Raw genomic sequence first — 18344 nt, forward strand, 5'->3', positions numbered from 1 at the left:
GTTCATGCTGTGGCGACGCAGCTACGACACCCCCCCCCCGCCCCCCGCCGCCCCGACGAACTACCGGTGCGGGTCTTCGCCGACGCGCGGCTGTCGGAATACACCGACGAGCCCGATGCCGCGCACTGGCTGGTGGTGTGTACCCCGCGCGACACCCGGCTCTCCCAGCTGCGGGCGGGCGAGGCGACGAGCGCCATCCTGCTCGAAGCCACCCGGCTCGGTCTCGCCACCAGTCTGCAGTCCGAACCCCTCGGCATGCTCGACCTGCGCGACCAGATCCGCACCACGGTCCTGCAGAAATGCGCCTTCCCGCATGTGATGGTCCGCCTCGGCGTCATGCCCCACGCCGCCGCGCCCCTGGAATCCACTCCTCGCCGCCTCGTAGACGACGTCATCGAGTACGACGAGACCGTGTTCGCCATGGCCTAGTTCCCCCGCCCGGCAGTTCCCGTCAGCGCCGCCGCCCGATCCGGGTGTGCGGCGCTGACGTGCGTTCGGGCTCGAACGAAATCGGCTCGCCATCCGTAATCATCTCTGTCACGCGGCGATATACGACTGTATCGCCAGACGCGTACTGCCGCTTCGGACAACGATACGTGCGGGTAACCCTGCCTCGCGGTACACATACGTGGCAGAAGAGGGCAGACTGCCAGCAATCGCGAGTTTCGCAACCTCACCCGTCCGGGCCAGGTCCTTGGAGAATTGTGGAAGGAGTCGGCGAGTGTTCAGCCGTATCGCCATCGTGAATAGGGGAGAGGCCGCCATGCGCCTCATCCATGCCGTGCGTGATCTGGCGGCGGCGACAGGACTACCGATCGAAACGGTAGCCCTGCACACCGACGTCGACCGCACCGCGACCTTCGTGCGCGAGGCCGACATCGCCTACGACCTCGGGCCCGCCGCGGCCCGCCCGTACCTCGATCTCAAGGCCCTCGAGAAGGCACTGGTCGCCACCAAGGCCGACGCCGCGTGGGTCGGCTGGGGCTTCGTCGCCGAGGACCCGGCCTTCGCCGAGCTGTGTGACCACATCGGTGTCACCTTCATCGGCCCGAGCGCCGACGCCATGCGCAAGCTGGGCGACAAGATCGGCGCCAAGCTGATCGCCGAGGAAGTCGGCGTCCCGGTGGCGCCGTGGAGCCGCGGCCCGGTCGACACCATCGACGACGCCATCGAGGCCGCGGGCCGCATCGGATACCCGCTGATGCTGAAGGCCACCGCCGGTGGTGGTGGGCGCGGTATCCGCGTCATCACCAACGAAGCCGAACTCGTCGACGCCTACGAGCGCACCAAGCAGGAAGCCGCCCGTGCCTTCGGCAGCGGCGTGGTGTTCCTCGAGCGCCTGGTCACCGGCGCCCGCCACGTCGAGGTCCAGGTGATCGCCGACGGCCAGGGCAGCGCGTGGGCACTTGGCGTGCGCGACTGCTCGGTGCAGCGGCGCAACCAGAAGGTCATCGAGGAGTCGGCGTCGCCGGTGCTGAGCGCCGAGCAGACCGCCGATCTGAAGGCCTCGGCCGAGCGGCTCGCGATCGCCGTCGGCTACTGCGGCGCGGCCACCGTCGAATTCCTCTACCACCCCGGCGATCAGCTGTTCGCGTTCCTCGAGGTGAACACCCGACTTCAGGTCGAGCATCCGATCACCGAGATCACCACCGGTTTCGACCTCGTGCACGCCCAGATCCGCGTCGCCTCGGGGATCAAGCTCGAGGGCGCCGCGCCCGCCGAGCGCGGCCACGCGATCGAGGCCCGCCTCAACGCCGAGGACCCGGACCGCGATTTCGCGCCCGCCCCGGGCCGCATCGTCCGCCTCGACCTGCCCGCGGGCCCCGGCATCCGTGTCGACACCGGTGTCAGCGAAGGCGACACCATCCCCGCCGACTTCGACTCGATGATCGCCAAGATCATCGCCTACGGTCGCGACCGCGACGAGGCGCTCGGCCGTTTGCGCCGGGCCATGGCCGAGACCCGCGTCGTCATCGAGGGCGGTGCCACCAACAAGAGCTTCGTGCTCGACCTGCTCGACCAGCCCGAGGTGATCGACGCCAGCGCCGACACCGGCTGGATCGACCGCGTGCGCGGCGAGGGCCGCCTGGTCACCCACCGCCACTCCACCGTCGCGCTGGCCGTCGCCGCGATCGACGCCTACGAGGAAGACGAACGCGCCGAACAGCATCGGCTGCTGTCGACCGCGTCCGGTGGCCGTCCGCAGGTGCAGCACCAGAGCGGTCGCCCGCTCGACCTGAAACTGCGCGGCGCGAGCTACCGCGTGCGGGTGGCCCGCATCGGCGCGCACCGTTTCCGCGTCGGCATCGAGGCCGGCGCCGACCTGCGCACCGCCGACGTGGATCTCGATCGTTTCGATCGCCACACCGGCCAGATCGTCGTCAACGGCACCCGGTACCGCCTGATCACCGGCACCCACGGCCCCACCCACGTGGTCGATGTCGACGGCATCACCCACCGCATCAGCCGCGACGAGGGCGGCGTGGTCCGGTCGCCCGCGCCCGCGCTCGTCGTCGGCACCCCGCTGGAAGTCGGCGCCGAGGTCGAGGCCGGTGCGCCGGTGCTCGTGCTCGAGTCGATGAAGATGGAAACCGTGCTGCGCGCGCCGTTCCGCGCCCGCCTCAAGGAATGCGCGGTCTCGGTCGGCACCCAGGTGGAGACGGGTGCGCCGCTGCTGCGCCTGGAACCGCTGGCCGACGACGACGCCGAGGAGACCGCCGCCATCGGCACGGTCGTCCTCGACCTGCCCGCCGAGCCGACCCCGCGCAGCCCGCACGAGCGGATGTCGCGTGGCCTCCAGGACCTGCGCAGCCTGCTGCTCGGCTTCGACGTCGACCCGCACGACAACAGCCGCGTGCTCGACGACTACGTCACCGCGCGCAAGGAAACCGTCGCCGACAACATCCGCCCGCTCGGCGAGGAACTCGAACTGGTGCAGGTCTTCGCAGACCTCGCCGAACTGAGCCACAACCGGCCCGCCGACGACGACGGCGCCCACAGCCACGTGCACAGCGCCCGCGAGTACTTCCACACCTACCTGCAGAGCCTGGACGTGGAGCGGGCCGGGCTGCCCGAGTCCTACCAGGCCAAGCTGTCGGCCGCGCTCGGCCACTACGGCATCACCGAACTGGATCGCACGCCCGATCTCGAGGCCGCCGTCTTCCGGATCTTCCTGGCCCAGCAGCGGCCCGCCGAGACCGGCGCGGTGATCACCACACTGCTGCGCGAATGGCTCACCGAGCCCATGCCCGATCAGGTGCTGCGCGAGCCGGTGGGTCTTGCCCTCGAACGGCTCGTCGCCGCCACCCAGGTCCGTTTCCCCGTGGTCGCCGACCTCGCCCGCGGTCTGGTGTACGCCTGGTACGGCCAGCCGCTGCTGCGCCGCAACCGCGCCCGCGTCTACACCAATGTCCGCAGGCACCTGAGCTACCTCGACGCCAACCCGCAGGCCTCCGACCGCACCGAGCGCATCGCGGAGATGGTGCGCAGCACCGAACCGCTCGTCCGGTTGCTCGGCCAGCGGCTGCAGCGCGGCAAGCCCGACCACACCGCCATGCTCGAGGTGCTCACCCGCCGCTACTACGGCAACAAGGGCATCACCGGGGTTCGCACCGAGCAGGTCGGTTCGACCACCTTCGTCGTCGCCGAACGCGCCGGGTCGAGCCTCGTCTCGACCGCGGTGAGCTTCGCCGCGCTCGGTACCGCCCTGGACGGGCTGGCCGAGCTGGCCCGCGGCGCGGTGTCCATCGACGCCGACATCTACCTCAGCTGGGAGGACCAACCCGAGGACTTCGACGCCATGGCGGTGGCCCTGCAGGAAGTGCTCGGCGCGCACCCGCAGCCGAACCAGGTGCACCGCATCACCGCGACGGTCGCGGGCAGCGGCGGCTCGGTCATGCACCACCACTTCACTTTCCGTCCCTCGGTCACCGGCATGGCCGAGGAGCGGCTGATCCGTGGCCTGCACCCCTACATCGCGCAGCGCATGCAGATGGAGCGGTTGCGCAAGTTCGACCTCACCCGCCTGTCGTCCTCGGACGAAGAGGTGTACCTGTTCCGTGCCGTGGCCAAGGAGAACCCCTCCGACGACCGCCTGATCGCCTTCGCCCAGGTGCGTGACCTGGCGGCGCTGCGTGAGCAGGACGGCAGGCTGGTCGCGCTGCCGACGGCCGAGAGCGCCATCGCCACCTGTGTCGATTCGATCCGCCGGGCCCAGTCGCGGCGCCCGTCGGCCAAGCGGCTCAACACCAACCGCATCGTGATGTACATCTGGCCGCCGATGGACGTCACCCGGGCCGAACTCGAGACCATCGGTGGTCACGTGCTGCCGTCGGCGGCGGGTGTCGGTCTCGAGGAGATCCTGCTCATCGCCCGCCAGCGCGATCCGCAGACCGGCGAGCTGAACAAGATCGTTGTGCGCATCTCCTTCGACGCCACCGGCGGCACCGAGGTGACGGTCGGCGAGCGGACCGACGAAGCCGTCGAACCGCTCGACGAATACCGCCAGAAGGTGCTGCGCGCGGCGGCCCGCAACACGGTCTACCCCTACGAATTGACCGGACTGCTCGGCGAATTCGCCGAGTACGACCTCGACGAGAACCATGCGCTCGTCCCCGTCGACCGGCCGAAGGGCCACAACAAGGCGGCGCTCGTGGCCGGTGTGGTCACCACGCCGACCCCGCGTCACCCCGAGGGCGTCACCCGGGTGCTGCTGCTCGGTGACCCGACCAAATCCCTCGGCGCCCTGTCGGAGCCGGAGTGCCGCCGGGTGATCGCGGCACTGGATCTGGCCGAGCAGATGCGTTTGCCGCTGGAGTGGTACGCCCTGTCCTCGGGTGCTCGTATTTCGATGAGCTCGGGCACCGAGAACATGGACTGGGTCGCGGCCGCGCTCAAGCGGATCGTCGAATTCACCCAGGACGGCGGCGAGATCAACATCGTCGTGGCCGGGATCAACGTCGGCGCCCAGCCGTACTGGAACGCCGAGGCCACCATGCTCATGCACACCAAGGGCGTGCTGGTGATGACTCCGGATTCGGCGATGGTGCTCACCGGCAAGCAGTCGCTCGATTTCTCCGGTGGTGTGTCGGCCGAGGACAACTTCGGCATCGGCGGTTACGACCGGGTGATGGGCCCCAACGGTCAGGCGCAGTACTGGGCGCCGAACCTCGGCGCGGCGCGCGATGTGCTGATGTCGCACTACGAGCACACCTACGTCGTCCCCGGTGAGTCCGCACCGCGCCGGGCCACCAGCACCGACCCCGTCGACCGGGACATCTCGAGCTTCCCGCATGTGTTGGCGGACAGCACCTTCGCCACCGTCGGCGAGATCTTCTCGGCGTCCGCGAACCCGGATCGCAAGAAGCCCTTCGACATTCGCACGGTGATGCGCGCGCTGGCCGACCAGGACCACCCGGTGCTGGAACGCTGGGCGGGCATGGCCGACGCCGAGACCGCCGTGGTGCAGGACGCGCACCTCGGCGGAATCCCGGTGTGCCTGCTGGGTATCGAGTCGCGCAATGTGCCGCGTCGCGGCCTGGTGCCGACCGACGGTCCCGACACCTACACCGCGGGCACCCTGTTCCCGCGCTCGTCGAAGAAGGCCGCCCGTGCGATCAACGCGGCCAGCGGTAACCGTCCGCTTGTCGTGCTGGCGAACCTGTCGGGCTTCGACGGTTCGCCGGAGTCGATGCGCAAGCTGCAGCTCGAGTACGGTGCCGAAATCGGCCGTGCCATCGTCAATTTCGACGGCCCCATCGTGTTCTGCGTGATCTCGCGCTACCACGGCGGCGCGTTCGTCGTCTTCTCGAAGGCGCTGAACCCGAACATGACCGTGCTCGCCCTGGAAGGCTCGTTCGCCTCGGTGCTCGGTGGCGCGCCCGCCGCCGCCGTGGTGTTCGCCGGTGAGGTCAACGCCCGCACCGCCGCCGATCCCCGTATCGGCGAACTGGAGGCGCGCGTGGCCAACGCCTCGGGCACCGACCGGGCGACCCTGGCCGCCGAACTCGACGAACTCCGGTCGTCGGTCCGCGCGGAGAAGCTGGGCGACGTGGCCGCCGAGTTCGACCGCGTGCACAACATCCAGCGCGCGGTGGAGGTCGGTTCGGTCGACGCGATCGTCAGCGTCGCCGACCTGCGCCCGCGCATCATCGAAGCGATCGAAACCCGCCTGGGCTAGGCGATTTCGGGTGACCGGCCGCCCGCTCGGGCGGCCGGTCACAGCTTCGTCATGATTCCGCTCGCCCGAACTGGGTAATTCTCGGTTGGCAGCCTGTCGGCTGTCGATCGAGAAGGGATAAGGTTTGTCGATTTCCGCTGACGAATCCCAGAGTCGAAATCCGAACAAAGGCTATATCGCCCTTTTGGGCTGGAGTTTGAACGCCGTAGCGGCTGTCGATCGTTTCGATCGGCGCTACATCGTGGTAGCCCCCGCATGGGCGCAAGATTATTGCACAGAACACGACATTCCCTATATTCCATGGGATTTCGAACGTCTCAACGATCGTTCGATGGAGATCGCGGAAACGCTGAAGGATCTGGGCGTCGACGTCGCCATTCCGATCTTCGAGGAAACCGTCGAATGGGCGGGCGCGATCAATTCGGTGCTGCTCGACAACCCCCGCCTGCTCGGGCAGGCCATGCTGCTGCGCGACAAGTCGCTGATGAAGCGGCGCGCCCAGCTAGGCGGCATCCGGGTCGGCATCTTCGAGGAGGCACACGACCGCGACGACGTGGCCCGTTTCCTCAAGCGGGTCAATCAGACCCTGCTCAAGCTCGACGGTGACCCCAACGACCCGATCCACCTCAAGGCGTTCGACAAGGCGGGCTGCCTGGGTCACCGCGTGATCCGCACGCCCGACGAGATCGACACCATCCCCGACGACGAGTTCCCGATGCTGATGGAATCGCATCTCGACGGCTGGGAGTTCGCGGTGGAGGCCTGGGTACACAAGGGCCGCATCTGCTTTCTCAACATCTCCGAATACGTCACCCTCGGGTATTCGGTGTTCGTCCCGGCCACTCCGGAGCTCGAGAAATACCGGCCGGAGATCACCCGTCAGGTCGAAAAGCTCATCAAGACTTTCGATATCGAGTTCGGCTTCATTCATCCCGAGTACTTCGTCACCAGCGACGGTGAGATGTATTTCGGTGAGGTCGCCTATCGGCCGCCGGGCTTCAAGGTGTTCGAACTGCTCGAACGCACCTACGGTTTCAACGCCTATCACGCGCTGGTGCTGGCCTTCGACCCGAAGACCACCGACGAGGAGATCGACGCCTTCTTCCCGAAGGAAGTCGTCGACGCCACCGGGCACGCCGGGTGCTTCGGGGTGTATCCGCGCAGGCGGGTGGTCAGCCAGCTGTCGATTCCGCCGGAAACCGAGGACCACGACTACTTCGAGTCCCACGAGCTCACCGAGCCGTTGGCCGAGAAAGTCACCAAGCGAACGGCTTTCGGCAACCATTGGGGCCTGCTCTATTTCTTCGGTGACGACCCGTACACTCTGCGGGATCTGCTGAAGCGACAAGAAGAGCTCGACTTCTACATCTGATCGGATCGGCGATTGAGTCCAAGCGACCAGGCGACGCTCGACAAGCGTCTCGCCACCCTCGACCACGCCACCGGGGCCCTGCACGACACCGGCGAATTCGGCAAGCAGGTGAAGCTGCCGAGAGTGCTCGACGCGCTGCGCCGGGTACTGCTGGTGCCGGGCGGGTGTGCGGCGGTGCGCGAGCGAGCGCAGCGCCTCGAGGCGGCAGGCCTGTTCCTCGGCACCGATTGGGCGCAGCCGCAGATTCTCATTCCCGCGCTGAGCACCGGTTCGCTGCGCAGCGCCAACGCCGACACCGTTGTGGTGGAGGCGGTGAGCGATCTGCGGTTGCTCGCCGTGGCCAAGGGTGATTACCAGCATCCGCTGATCTCGGCCGCGGCGGCCACTGAGCACCTGTCGCAGGTGCTCGCGGTGAATCTGTCGCTGCTGTTCTCGCCGCCCACGGAGGCCGAGCGGGAGCAGCAGGGGCGGATGGCGCAGGTGTCGCGCGAGCTGCTGCACTACCTGGTCGCCGAGGTCGGGTACGAGAAGGTGCTCGAGAATCTCGTGGACGAGATCTGGCGCATTCTGCGACAGCGGCCCATCCAGGTGGACGCGGTGAAGCGGATGATCACCCAGATCGCGGTGGCCAGAGCCAATCCCGATGTCGATCTGGGGGCAAGCGGTCTCGGAGCGGATCGGCTCATCAGTAGCCTCTACGGCACCACCGAGGGGTGCCGGGAGGATCCCGGCGTCGAGATCTACCGCGCCCGGCTCGAATCCATGGACGACAGCGCGTTGCAGTACGAGGCGACAGGTTTCGCGCGCTCCATGCACGACACCGGCCTGGTGTCGCCGTATCACGCTGTACTGCTTCGCTTTCTGCTCGGCAAGGGTGAATATCTGCTCGGCGAGGCGATGGGCCTGTCGAGCACCGGCCGCGACAGCCTGCTCTGCTACCACGAACTCGTCCGCACCTTGATCGAGCAGGCCGTCTTCGTCGAAACCGCGCAGTGTGTCTACGGTTTGGCATTGCTGCTCGAACGCGGCATCCTCTATCAGCCGCCGGTGGCGCCCGCGCTGTGGCGGCAACTGTCGCTGCGCCTCTCACCGCATTCACAGCAGCGGTTGACGCAGGTGTTCGGTGCCGTGCCCGACCCGCGCGCGCGGTTGCTCGCGGGGGTGCTGTCGGTGCTCGGTCAGCCGCTCGGCATCGGCCAGGGCGACAACCCCACCTGCCAATCGGCGCGGGCCCTGTCGATGTGGGCCTACAACGATCCCGACTACCTGCTGCAATCGGTGGTTTGGGCCGCGCGCGACGACGAGATCGTCATGCACTTCGAAGGTCAGCCGCTGTCCTCACGCGAGCACGGCGACCAGGTGAGCGCTCTGCTGCACCACGACCTCGATCCGGTATCGCTACTGGTCGTGCCGCATCTGGACCGCATCTACGCCGAAATGGGCCGCCGGTGCGCGGGCCGTGAGGGCGACCCGCACCGCTGGATCAACCCCGAATTCCACGGGTGGTGGTCCGGGCGGGGTTTCCGCATCAATGTCGACGTCGCCACCGGCGACCTCGTCGACCTCGACGATTTCCAGCGCCACTTCTACGCCGGCTACCACCCCTTCTACAACGGCAATCAGCCGGTGATCCACCCGCAGCCCGCCGGTATCGCGGTCACCGACAGCGCCGCCCGCTTCGTCGGCTGGCACGCGATCACCATCCTGCGCGTGAGCCTCGACCCGCAGGGCAAGATGCGCGTCTACTTCTACAACCCCAACAACGACAGCGGCCAGGACTGGGGCGACGGAGTGGTCGTCGGTACCGCGGGTCACGGCGAACGCTTCGGCGAAGCGTCGCTGCCCTTCGAGCAGTTCGCATCGCGGCTCTACATCTTCCATTTCGACCCGCTCGAGCCCGGCGAATCGGCGGCCGTGGACCGCGCGGAACTCGATCGGGTCACCGGATACATCCGGCGCAGCTGGGGTGCGGACCGCCTGCCACCGGAAGATGTTGTGGCCGAACAGGATTAACTGTGCGTCGCGAGGTAGACCAGCGTGGCCACGCCGAGCGCGAGCGCGCCGAGAATGCCGCCGGCGATGGTGTCGGCGCGATTGGTCGCGATCCCGCGTTCGATCCGGTCCCAGCCGACGAACGCCGCGCCGACCGCGATCACGGCGGCGGGCACCGCGAGAAACTCACTCGCGAACGGGATCACGGAGAATCCGCACGCGAAGATGCCGAGTACCAGCGAGAGCAGTCCCGCACCGTTGCGCGGTGGCGGCACCTGGGGTCCTGGCATTCCCCGAGCGTAGTAGGAAGGGCGTCGGCGGGCACTGCGCTGTCGGCTGTGACGGCGCACATGAGCGCTCGCTCATCGTCGGAACCGGAACGTCGCTGACCGGTTGCTGGTGAACGCAACGCATCTCTTCTGTTTCATTTTCGTTCGGAAGTTACTCCGCGTTATATCGTGCAACTCCCTGTTCGAATGTGCTGATGCTCAGGATGAAATGGGGTTGTCGACATGGTGGTCGGGGCAGAGAAGGGTTCGCTGAGAGGAAGCCATCGGGCGGTTCGGGTGCGTGCGCGGCGGCCGTTGCGGGTGACGGAACTGGTCACCGGGGCGATGGTGTTGCTCGCTGCGGGTGGCGGAATGGCAGGGCCGGTCATCGCGGCCGTACTGGTGTATCGGGCGGGTGTGCCGCAGGTCGGCACCGCCGTCACGGCCTCACTGGTCGTGGCGATCGCGGCGGTGGCGGTGTGCCTGGTCACCGGGCTCTGGCTGCTGGCCACCGCGTGGCGTCGTCGCACACCGCGCCCGGTCCCCGAGACCACGACCGTGCGAACCCCGGTGTCCCACGGCCTCCGGCTCCGGCTGGGGATGAGCGGCGTCGCTGTGCGGGGTGCGCCATGACGGCGGCAGAGCGGGTCGGCGTCGTCGAGTGCCATCGGTGCCGGTTGTTCGTCGAGGTTCTCGACCGGGACCGGTGCGGGACGCGGCTCGCCCAGCTCCTCGCTCGCGCCAGGCAGCACTGGATCAGCCACAGCGATCGCGCCGTGTTCGGTCCTCGGAACCACTGGGACGGCATCACCCTCGACGATGCCGTCCGCTGCCCGGGCGACCTGGTCGAGGCGGCCGCGGCCGGTTGCGGCTGCGGTGACCAGGCCGAGGACCTGGCCACCGTTCTCATGCTGCTGTCGGGCTGCCCCGTCGTGGTCGAGCCGGTCGCGGGGCAGCCGTGTTTCCTGCTGTCCCTGTACGGCCTGGCCGACGACGATCTGGGTCTCGCCGAAACCCTCGTCCAGGTCTTCGAGCTCGACCATTCCCTGCGCGTCGTCGACCGGACCAGCTGGACCGTCCCCGTCGCCGCCCGCTGACCTTCAGCCGCGGACCGCGAGCGCGTCCACCTCGAACAGCATTCCCGGCAGGGCGAGCGCGGCGACGCCGAGCAGCGTCTGGGTGGGCGGCCGCTCGCCCCAGATCCGCGCGATCTGCTTGCCGAGTACGGTCAGCTTGTCGAGGTCGTGCTCGACGATGAACGTCCGCAGCTGAGCGACGTCACCGTAGTCGAGCCCCGCGGAGCGCAACGCGGTTCCGAGGTTGGCGAAGGCCCGCTCGACCTGTCCGGCGAAGTCGTCGGTGGTGGTGTGACCCTGTGCGTCCGAGTCGTACTGACCCGCGATCAGCACGAGCTCACCGCTCACCGTCGCGACATGGCTGTAGCCGAATCCGGTGGGATCGTGCAGGTCGACGGGGTTACTGATATCCAAAGGCATGGCATCTCTCCTGTGTGCGCGAATGGTCGGCACAGAGGAGACGACGCACCGCCGGCGAGTGTGACAAACCGCTACGGTGGCGTGGCCGGTGGTGCGGTTCCGTGACCTGAGCCGCTGACCTATTCGACGGTGACGCTCTTGGCCAGATTGCGCGGCTTGTCCACGTCGCGGCCGAGGGCGAGGGCGCAGTGGTAGGCCAGCAGTTGCAGCGGGACGGTGAGCAACATCGGGTCGAGTTCGGGGGCGACCTTCGGCACCCGGATCACGTCGTCGGCGATGCTCGCGGGCAGGTCCGCGTTGGTGACGGCGATGACCGGACCGCCGCGGGCCTTGATCTGCTCGATGGTGTTGATGTTCTTGGCGAGCAGTTCGTCGTCGGGGACGATCACCACACTCGGCATCTCCGGGTCGATCAGCGCGAGCGGGCCGTGCTTGAGTTCGGAGGCCTGATACGCCTCGGCGTGCACGTAGCTGACTTCCTTCAGCTTCTGCGCGCCCTCGCGGGCCACCGGCCAGGCACGCACCCGGCCGATGAAGAACATGCTGCGTGCCTTCGCGTAGCGCTGGGCGATCTCGGCGATAGCCGCTTCGTCACCGATCAGCTGATCGATGGCATCGGGCACGGCGCGAAGACCCTCGACGATGCGCTGCCCGTCGGCGGCCGAGAGGTCACGCACCCGCCCGAGCAGCAGGGCGAGCATGGTGAACGACACCGTCATGTTGGTGAGCGCCTTGGTGGAGGCGACCGAGATCTCGGGGCCCGCGTGCAGGAACACACCGGCACCGCACTGGCGGGCGATCGCGCTGCCCACCGCGTTCACCGCACCGATCACCCGGCCACCCTTGCGTTGCAGTTCCTGCACCGCGGCAAGGGTGTCAAGGGTTTCCCCGGATTGGCTGATCGCCACGTACAGCGCGTCGGGGTCGACGACCGGATTGCGGTAGCGGAACTCCGAGGCCGGTTCCGCCGTGGCGGGGATGCGGGCGAGCTCCTCCACCAGTTGCGCACCGAGCTGCCCTGCGTAATAGGCCGATCCGCAACCGAGGAACACCACCTTGCTGATGCCGCGCAGTTCGCGCGCGTCCATGTTCAGGCCGCCCAGGCGCGCGGTGGCGAAGCGGTCGTCGAGGCGTCCGCGCAGGGCCCGGCGCACGGCCTCGCTCTGCTCGGCGATCTCCTTGCGCATGAAGTCGGGGTAGCCGCCGAGCGCGTAGTCCTCGGCGGCCATATCGATGGTGGTCGGCACCTTGTCGGTCTGCTCGGGTTCGGCGCCGAGGGTGCTGGTGCGGAAGCCGTCGGCGCGCAGGGTGGCGATCTCGCCGTCGTCGAGGAACACCACCCGCTGGGTGTGGTGCACCAGGGCGGCGACATCGGAGGCGATGAACATCTCGCCGTCGCCGACACCGAGCACGATCGGGCTGCCGTTGCGGGCCACGACCAGTTCGTCGGGTCGGCGCGCGTCGAGCACCAGCAGTCCGTAGGTGCCCTGCACGCGGTGCAGCGCGGTGCGCACGGCGGCCTCGAGCGAGTCGGTGGCGTCGAGTTCGGCCGCGATCAGGTGCGCGATGGCCTCGGTGTCGGTATCGGAGACCAGCTGCACACCGAGTGCCGTGAGCTCGGACCGCAGCTGTTCGGCGTTCTCGACGATGCCGTTGTGCACCACCGCGATTCGGCCGCTGGTGTCGGTGTGCGGGTGGGCGTTGGCGTCACTCGGTTCGCCGTGGGTGGCCCATCGGGTGTGCGCGATGCCGACATTGCCGGGCAACGTGGCGGTGTCGCCCTTGTCCCGCAGATCCTTGACCCGGCCCTGCGTCTTGCGCACCCGCAGTTTGCCCCGGTACGGCAACGCCAGACCCGCCGAGTCGTAGCCCCGGTACTCGAGCCGATGCAACCCTTCCAGCAGCACCGGGACCGCTTGCCGATGCCCGACGTACCCGACGATTCCACACATGCCGGCTCCTTTACCCGTAGACGATGCGCCGCAACTGCCGTTCGGTGAACCGGGGAGCCGCCACCGGCCGCTGCGCGAGTTCGCCCGCGAGCAACCGCCAGATCTCGGCATTACGCACCTGCCGGGCCTGCAACTCCCCGTGCCTGCGGCGCACGAACTCCTCGGCCGTCTCGTCGAAATATCCGACGATATCGGCGACCACCCGAGCCGCGACCCGCTCCGGAAGCCCCGTGGACATGGCCACATGCCGCACCAGCTCCGCCGAGGATCCGTCGTTCACCGCCGCAATCTTGCCCGCCGCGACTGTTTCCGCCAAGTTCCCTGCCCGATTTCGGGCAGAATTGTTGCTCATGGCACCGCGCGGGTATTCGGCGGACACTGGAACCATGGTCGACAGAGAACAACGCACCCCCTTCTACGGGGTGGTGCTGATTCTCGCAGCGCTGGGAGCAACCATGGCGGTGACGTTCTACGGCCCGACCTGGCTGCGCGTCGTCGTCTACCTCTTCATGGTCGTAGCCATCATGGTCGGCGGCGTCATGACCTTCCGCGACTACTCCCGCTGAGCTGCGATCCCACCCGCGCCCCTGGTCCCGCCAGCGGGCGAGTTCCGAGCGTTCGCGATCTGCGGGTGCTTTCGGGCGCCGCTGCCGTGGCACCATGCGTGGGTGGGTGACTATTTCGAGCGGATCGTCGATGTCGAGGTGGGTGTGGCCGAGGCGGAGGCGCTCGGCGCGCGGGTGGTGGACTGGATGGTGTCGCGTGGCTTGCTGACGCGGGAGATGTCCAGCGAGTCGATGTACAGCGGGAAGGTCGAGGCGGGTTACGTCCCCGGGCCGCAGTGGGCGGCTGTCGCGGACGACTGGGGCGCCGATTGGGTGCCCGGCCCGGTGGCCGTCATCGTCGGCCGCCACGCCCATCACGGCGGCCAGGGCGAAACCGAACCCGAGTACGCCACCTGCCCGCACTGCGCCACCCGCACCGTCATCATCGATTACCCGAATCGATGGGAAGCCGATGCCGATGTCTGGCAACCCTTTTCGACCGCGATCGAGGAATGGGTCACCACCGGCGCAGGCGACGTCACCTGTCGAACCTGTCGGACATCCGCGTCGATCACCGCCTGGACCTGGTCCGACGACTTCGCCCTCGGCGCACTGGCTGTCGAATTCTGGCACTGGCCACCACTGCACGACACCTTCGTCAGCGAACTCGCGACCCAGCTCGGCCACCGGACGGTGCACCACACCGGCAAATTCTGACTAACCGATTCGGCTGATTCCCGCCCACAGGTCGCAATGATGCTGGGCGGCAAAGGATTCGCCGGCGCTGATCCCCGCGCTGCTCATTTCGAGGGTAGCGCCGGGGGCGGTCGGCCAGTCGGCGAAGTCCGCCGTCACCGGATCGCCGGTGTGGGCGAACCGGGCCCAGCTCTGCTGAATGCGGCGGGAGAGTTGGTCGCCTGCCGGTGGCAACGGGATCGGGATGCCGAGCAGATCGGTGAACACGTAGGGGAGTTCGGCCGCGTGAAAGGCGCCGGGCAGCAACGGGTTCTGGCCGAGCGGTGCTTCGTTGAAGCGGTATTGCCAGACCTCTGCGCCACCGGCGCGCGCGGCCTCGGTGGTGAAAAGTGCTGGGCAAGCGAAGAATCCGTCGGTGAGCACCTTTTCTTTCGCCTTGGCCGCAGAGGGGAAGTCGGCCGTCGGGTATCGGTGCAGAACCTGGCCGGCGTTGTCGCCGAACAGTTCCTGCGCCCAGGTCAGGTAATCGGATTCATCGGGGACCGTGCCCTTCAGATAGTCGAGCAGGGCGATGAAAGCGGCACCCTCATCGGCGTTGCTGCCGACCACCAGCGGCATGTCGCGGGCGGCTCCGGCGGCGAGCGCCTCTTCGGGAGTGGAGGTCAACACGACCCCGTCCTGTACGGGGCTCCAGGTGACCGCCATCGAGTGCAGTTCGGCGCTGGGCGAATCCAGCAGTTTCTCGATCGGAAGCGCGCGCAGGCAGTTCAGTCGCGTGTGCGGATCGTGGCAACCGAGGCTCGCCGCGTAGTCGGCCGACCGCTGGAAGGCGAGTTCCCTGTCCGGCGGTGACAGCGGACTGCGCGCGCACGACCCGCTCTGGATGATCGCCCGGTGGAAAAGGCCCTGTGCCAGCGGCGAAGCGAGCTGTGTGCACACACTCATCCCACCGGCCGATTCGCCGAAGATGGTGACATTTCCGGGGTCGCCACCGAACGCGGCCGCGTTCTCCCGAACCCACCGCAGCGCCGCCTGCTGATCGAGTGTGCCGTACGTTCCGGTGATGCCGCCGGTGCTGTCGGCCAGTTCGGGCAGCGCGAGGAAACCGAACGGGCCGACCCGGTAGTTGGGGATGGCCACGATGACCTTGCCCTCACGCACCAACCGGTCGGGGGAGTCGTACTGAGCATTGGAGCCGAGTACGAAGGCGCCACCGTAAAGCCAGACCATCACCGGAAGTTTCGCGCCTGCGGCGTTCTCCGGCACATAGATATCGATGCTCAGGCAGTCCTCGCTGGATTCCTGCAGCGTCAGTCCGAACGGCGCCGGAGAAGCCTGCGGACACTGCGGTCCATGCGCGACCGCCGCACGCACATCCGTCCACGGAACTGCGGGTTGCGGAGGGGCGAAACGGTTTTCGCCCGCAGTTGCGGCAGCGAACGGAACACCGAGGTATTCGACGATGCCGTTGGTGTGCCGACCGCTGATCGGCCCGCCTGCGACGGTGACAACCGTGTCGTCGGGTGCCGCGGCGGCGGGCGAAACCACCACCGCCGCACCGGCACTCGCGAGGACAACGGCTACCGCCAGCAGTTGACGGATGAAGTTCGGGCTCCGCAACGCACGCTCCCACAGTGAAATACTTTTGAAACAAAACTACTGTAGGTGACCAGCTTCACAGACGGAAGAGTGTGCGACCTATTCGTCCAGCACGGACAGCAGCCGCTGCAAGGCGGGCACGGCGGTTTCCAGCGCCCGTCGATCCGCCGATGACAGTTTCGCCAGCGAGTCCCGCAGCATGGCCGCACTGGCCCGGTCGTACCTGACCAGCAGTTCCCGCGCCCGCGCCGACGCGACCAGCACTGCACCGCGTCCGTCCTCGGTCGACGGCACCCGATCCACCAGATCGGCCATCGTCCGAACCAGATTGCTCACCGTCGACTGCGCCACCTTGAGCTCGTCCGCCGCCCGCCCCGGCGCCAGACCATCATGTGCCACAAGCAATCTCAGCAGTTCGATCTGCGCCTCCGGCAGATCGGGCAGTCCTTCCAGCGCCCGCGTCCGCCGTAGCACCGCCCGCCGCAGCGGTCCGAGCAACGCACTCAACTGAGCTTCGACGCTACCTGCCATCCCGCCATTCTCCCGGCCTAGTGCGCGGGATCGCCGATCAGGCCCGTCACGTCAGCGGGCGACATGGCGTGCAGATAGTCGGCCTCGATCAGGATGTTTCGGCCGATCTTCCCGTCCGCCAAGGCTTTCCGGATGAGATTCACATGCGGATGGAACACGTCTCGGCTGCCTCGGCCCGCCGCGCCGGATCCCGATCGCACGCGGCGATCACCTCCATTCCCAGTCGGCGACACCACGTCGCCAGATGTAACCCCCACCCGGTCAGCATGAGCGTCAGGGTGGCGGCAGTCGACACCACACCTGCGCAGGCAACTTCTCTGGAGATCTCTCGCACGCCAAGCCGCATACGGAACTATTAGTTTCGATATCAAGAGTCTCGTATCTTGCTGCGAGCCTTGGACGCCCTGTGTCCATCTATTAGGTTCGCAATTGCGCACATGAGGACTTATTCTGAATTTCGAGGCGGAAGTCAGGAGGTGGGTCGTGCTGGAGGTGTTGCGGTATCGCCGATTCCGGCGACTGTTCACCGCGCAGGTGGTCGCACTCGTCGGAACCGGTTTGTCGACGGTCGCATTAGGGCTGCTCGCCTTCGACCTGGCAGACGACGATGCGGGCGCTGTGCTCGGCACCGCGCTCGCGATCAAGATGGTGGCGTATGTCTTTGTGGCGCCGGTCGTTTCGGCTCTCGCCGACCGTGTACCGCGACGCGTGTTACTCGTGTCGGCGGACGTGATGCGGGCGATGATCGCCCTGTCGTTGCCGTTCGTCGGGGCCGTCTGGCAGATCTATGCGCTGGTCTTTCTGCTGCAGGCGGCGTCGGCGACCTTCACCCCGGCGTTCCAATCCGTCATCCCGTCGGTCCTGGAGGACGAACGGGACTACACCCGGGGGCTGTCGCTGTCACGGCTGGCCTACGACCTGGAATCCCTGCTCAGCCCGATGCTGGCCGCGGCCCTGCTGACGGTGCTCAGCTACAACCTGCTGTTCGTCGGCACGGCCGTGGGCTTCGTGGTCTCGGCGATCATGGTTCTCGGCACACCGTTGCCGCGGCTCGTCCCGGTCGACCGGTCGGCGCCGCTGTTCACCCGCATCACCCTCGGCGCGCGCGTCATGACCGGCGATCCGGTCCTGCGCGGACTGCTGGCGCTGAACATGGTCGTCGGTGCGGCGACCGCACTTGTCGTGGTGAATACCGTTGTCTACGTTCGTGATCTGCTCGGCGGCAGCTCGGCGGCGGTGGCGCTGGCGCTCGGGTGTTACGGCGCCGGATCGATGATGGTGGCGCTGCTGGTGCCGCGCGTGCTCGAACGGATCTCCGACCGCGATCTGATGCTCACCGGCGCCACGATCGTGTCGTTGGGGTTGATGCTCGCCGCCGTACTGATCGCATGGCCAGGCTGGGTGGCCCTCGTCGTCGGCTGGCTGGTGCTCGGAGCGGGCACCTCGATGATCAACACACCGTCCGCGCGACTGTTGCGAGCACAATCCGACGAGGCCACCCGTCCCGCAGTGTTCACCGCACAGTTCTCCCTCTCCCACGCCTGTTTCCTGCTCACCTACCCCGTCGCGGGCTGGGTCGGTGCCCTCGCCGGACAACTCACGGCGGCGCTCACCCTGACGTTGCTGGCTACACTTGCGGCGACCACGGCCACCCGGGTGTGGCCCGCGAAGACCACCTCCACCCCGGCGGTGGTGACGGCAGAAAGGTGACGGC

At 67.7% G+C, this 18344-nt stretch carries 16 protein-coding genes; 9 read left to right on the forward strand and 7 right to left on the reverse strand.

Annotation, left to right across the window (positions count from 1 at the left end; all coding sequences use genetic code 11):
- The first annotated feature begins 66 nt into the window (after positions 1–66).
- The 4 genes from HYG95_RS10460 to HYG95_RS10475 all read left to right on the forward strand — a co-directional run bounded on the left by HYG95_RS10460 (position 67) and on the right by HYG95_RS10475 (position 9563).
- The gene (locus HYG95_RS10460) at positions 67–429 is read left to right on the forward strand and encodes a hypothetical protein (RefSeq protein ID WP_181697798.1); all 363 of its coding nucleotides are present in this window, start codon (positions 67–69) and stop codon (positions 427–429) included.
- A 292-nt stretch (positions 430–721) separates the two neighbouring features.
- Entirely contained in the window at positions 722–6178 is a 5457-nt protein-coding gene (locus HYG95_RS10465) for a carboxyl transferase domain-containing protein (RefSeq protein ID WP_181697799.1), read from the forward strand.
- Between the two features lie 331 nt (positions 6179–6509).
- Positions 6510–7550, forward strand: a complete 1041-nt coding sequence (locus HYG95_RS10470) for an acetyl-CoA carboxylase biotin carboxylase subunit family protein (RefSeq protein WP_225280910.1) — start codon at positions 6510–6512, stop codon at positions 7548–7550.
- A 12-nt stretch (positions 7551–7562) separates the two neighbouring features.
- Positions 7563–9563: a hypothetical protein gene (locus HYG95_RS10475; protein ID WP_181697800.1), complete on the forward strand. Its 2001-nt coding sequence runs from the start codon at positions 7563–7565 to the stop codon at positions 9561–9563.
- Here the strand turns inward: HYG95_RS10475 and HYG95_RS10480 are convergent.
- On the reverse strand, positions 9560–9832 hold the full coding sequence (locus tag HYG95_RS10480) for a hypothetical protein (protein ID WP_181697801.1): 273 nt from the start codon (positions 9830–9832) through the stop codon (positions 9560–9562). The two genes, HYG95_RS10475 and HYG95_RS10480, sit on opposite strands and share 4 nt — an antisense overlap.
- Positions 9833–10054: 222 nt before the next feature.
- On the opposite strand from HYG95_RS10480, the gene HYG95_RS10485 reads away from it, so the two are divergent.
- Positions 10055–10444 (forward strand): hypothetical protein, encoded by a 390-nt coding sequence (locus tag HYG95_RS10485; RefSeq protein ID WP_181697802.1) that lies wholly within the window; start codon positions 10055–10057, stop codon positions 10442–10444.
- Positions 10441–10908: a hypothetical protein gene (locus HYG95_RS10490; RefSeq protein WP_181697803.1), complete on the forward strand. Its 468-nt coding sequence runs from the start codon at positions 10441–10443 to the stop codon at positions 10906–10908. Before HYG95_RS10485 ends, HYG95_RS10490 begins: the two co-directional genes overlap by 4 nt.
- A gap of 3 nt (positions 10909–10911) precedes the next feature.
- Here HYG95_RS10490 and HYG95_RS10495 read toward each other — a convergent pair whose 3' ends face one another.
- The 3 genes from HYG95_RS10495 to HYG95_RS24805 form a co-directional block, all read right to left on the reverse strand.
- A complete protein-coding gene (locus tag HYG95_RS10495) occupies positions 10912–11307 on the reverse strand; it encodes a RidA family protein (RefSeq protein ID WP_181697804.1) in 396 nt (131 codons plus the stop codon).
- Between the two features lie 119 nt (positions 11308–11426).
- Positions 11427–13259, reverse strand: a complete 1833-nt coding sequence (gene glmS / locus HYG95_RS10500) for a glutamine--fructose-6-phosphate transaminase (isomerizing) (protein ID WP_181697805.1) — start codon at positions 13257–13259, stop codon at positions 11427–11429.
- 10 nt (positions 13260–13269) lie between these two features.
- Entirely contained in the window at positions 13270–13647 is a 378-nt protein-coding gene (locus HYG95_RS24805) for a hypothetical protein (RefSeq protein WP_255495183.1), read from the reverse strand.
- Here HYG95_RS24805 and HYG95_RS10510 point away from each other — a divergent pair.
- Both HYG95_RS10510 and HYG95_RS10515 read left to right on the forward strand, forming a co-directional pair.
- Positions 13646–13825, forward strand: coding sequence for a hypothetical protein (locus HYG95_RS10510; RefSeq protein WP_067497001.1), 180 nt, complete (start codon positions 13646–13648; stop codon positions 13823–13825). The genes HYG95_RS24805 and HYG95_RS10510 overlap by 2 nt on opposite strands.
- Before the next feature lie 102 nt (positions 13826–13927).
- Positions 13928–14521, forward strand: coding sequence for a hypothetical protein (locus tag HYG95_RS10515; protein WP_181697806.1), 594 nt, complete (start codon positions 13928–13930; stop codon positions 14519–14521).
- Here the strand turns inward: HYG95_RS10515 and HYG95_RS10520 are convergent, their stop codons facing one another.
- From HYG95_RS10520 to HYG95_RS10530, 3 genes are all read right to left on the reverse strand, one after another.
- Positions 14522–16120, reverse strand: coding sequence for a carboxylesterase/lipase family protein (locus HYG95_RS10520; RefSeq protein WP_181697807.1), 1599 nt, complete (start codon positions 16118–16120; stop codon positions 14522–14524). It lies immediately after the preceding gene.
- A gap of 78 nt (positions 16121–16198) precedes the next feature.
- Positions 16199–16630 (reverse strand): MarR family winged helix-turn-helix transcriptional regulator, encoded by a 432-nt coding sequence (locus HYG95_RS10525; protein WP_181697808.1) that lies wholly within the window; start codon positions 16628–16630, stop codon positions 16199–16201.
- Positions 16631–16647: 17 nt separating this feature from the next.
- A complete protein-coding gene (locus tag HYG95_RS10530; RefSeq protein ID WP_220139303.1) occupies positions 16648–16830 on the reverse strand; it encodes a hypothetical protein in 183 nt (60 codons plus the stop codon).
- 283 nt (positions 16831–17113) lie between these two features.
- On the opposite strand from HYG95_RS10530, the gene HYG95_RS10535 reads away from it, so the two are divergent.
- Positions 17114–18340 carry an MFS transporter gene (locus HYG95_RS10535; protein WP_181697809.1) on the forward strand — a complete coding sequence of 409 codons (1227 nt, stop codon included), beginning with the start codon at positions 17114–17116 and terminating at the stop codon, positions 18338–18340.
- The last annotated feature ends 4 nt before the right edge of the window (positions 18341–18344 follow it).

It is taken from the genome of Nocardia sp. GTS18 (genome assembly GCF_013839555.1).
Lineage (GTDB): Bacteria > Actinomycetota > Actinomycetes > Mycobacteriales > Mycobacteriaceae > Nocardia > Nocardia rosealba.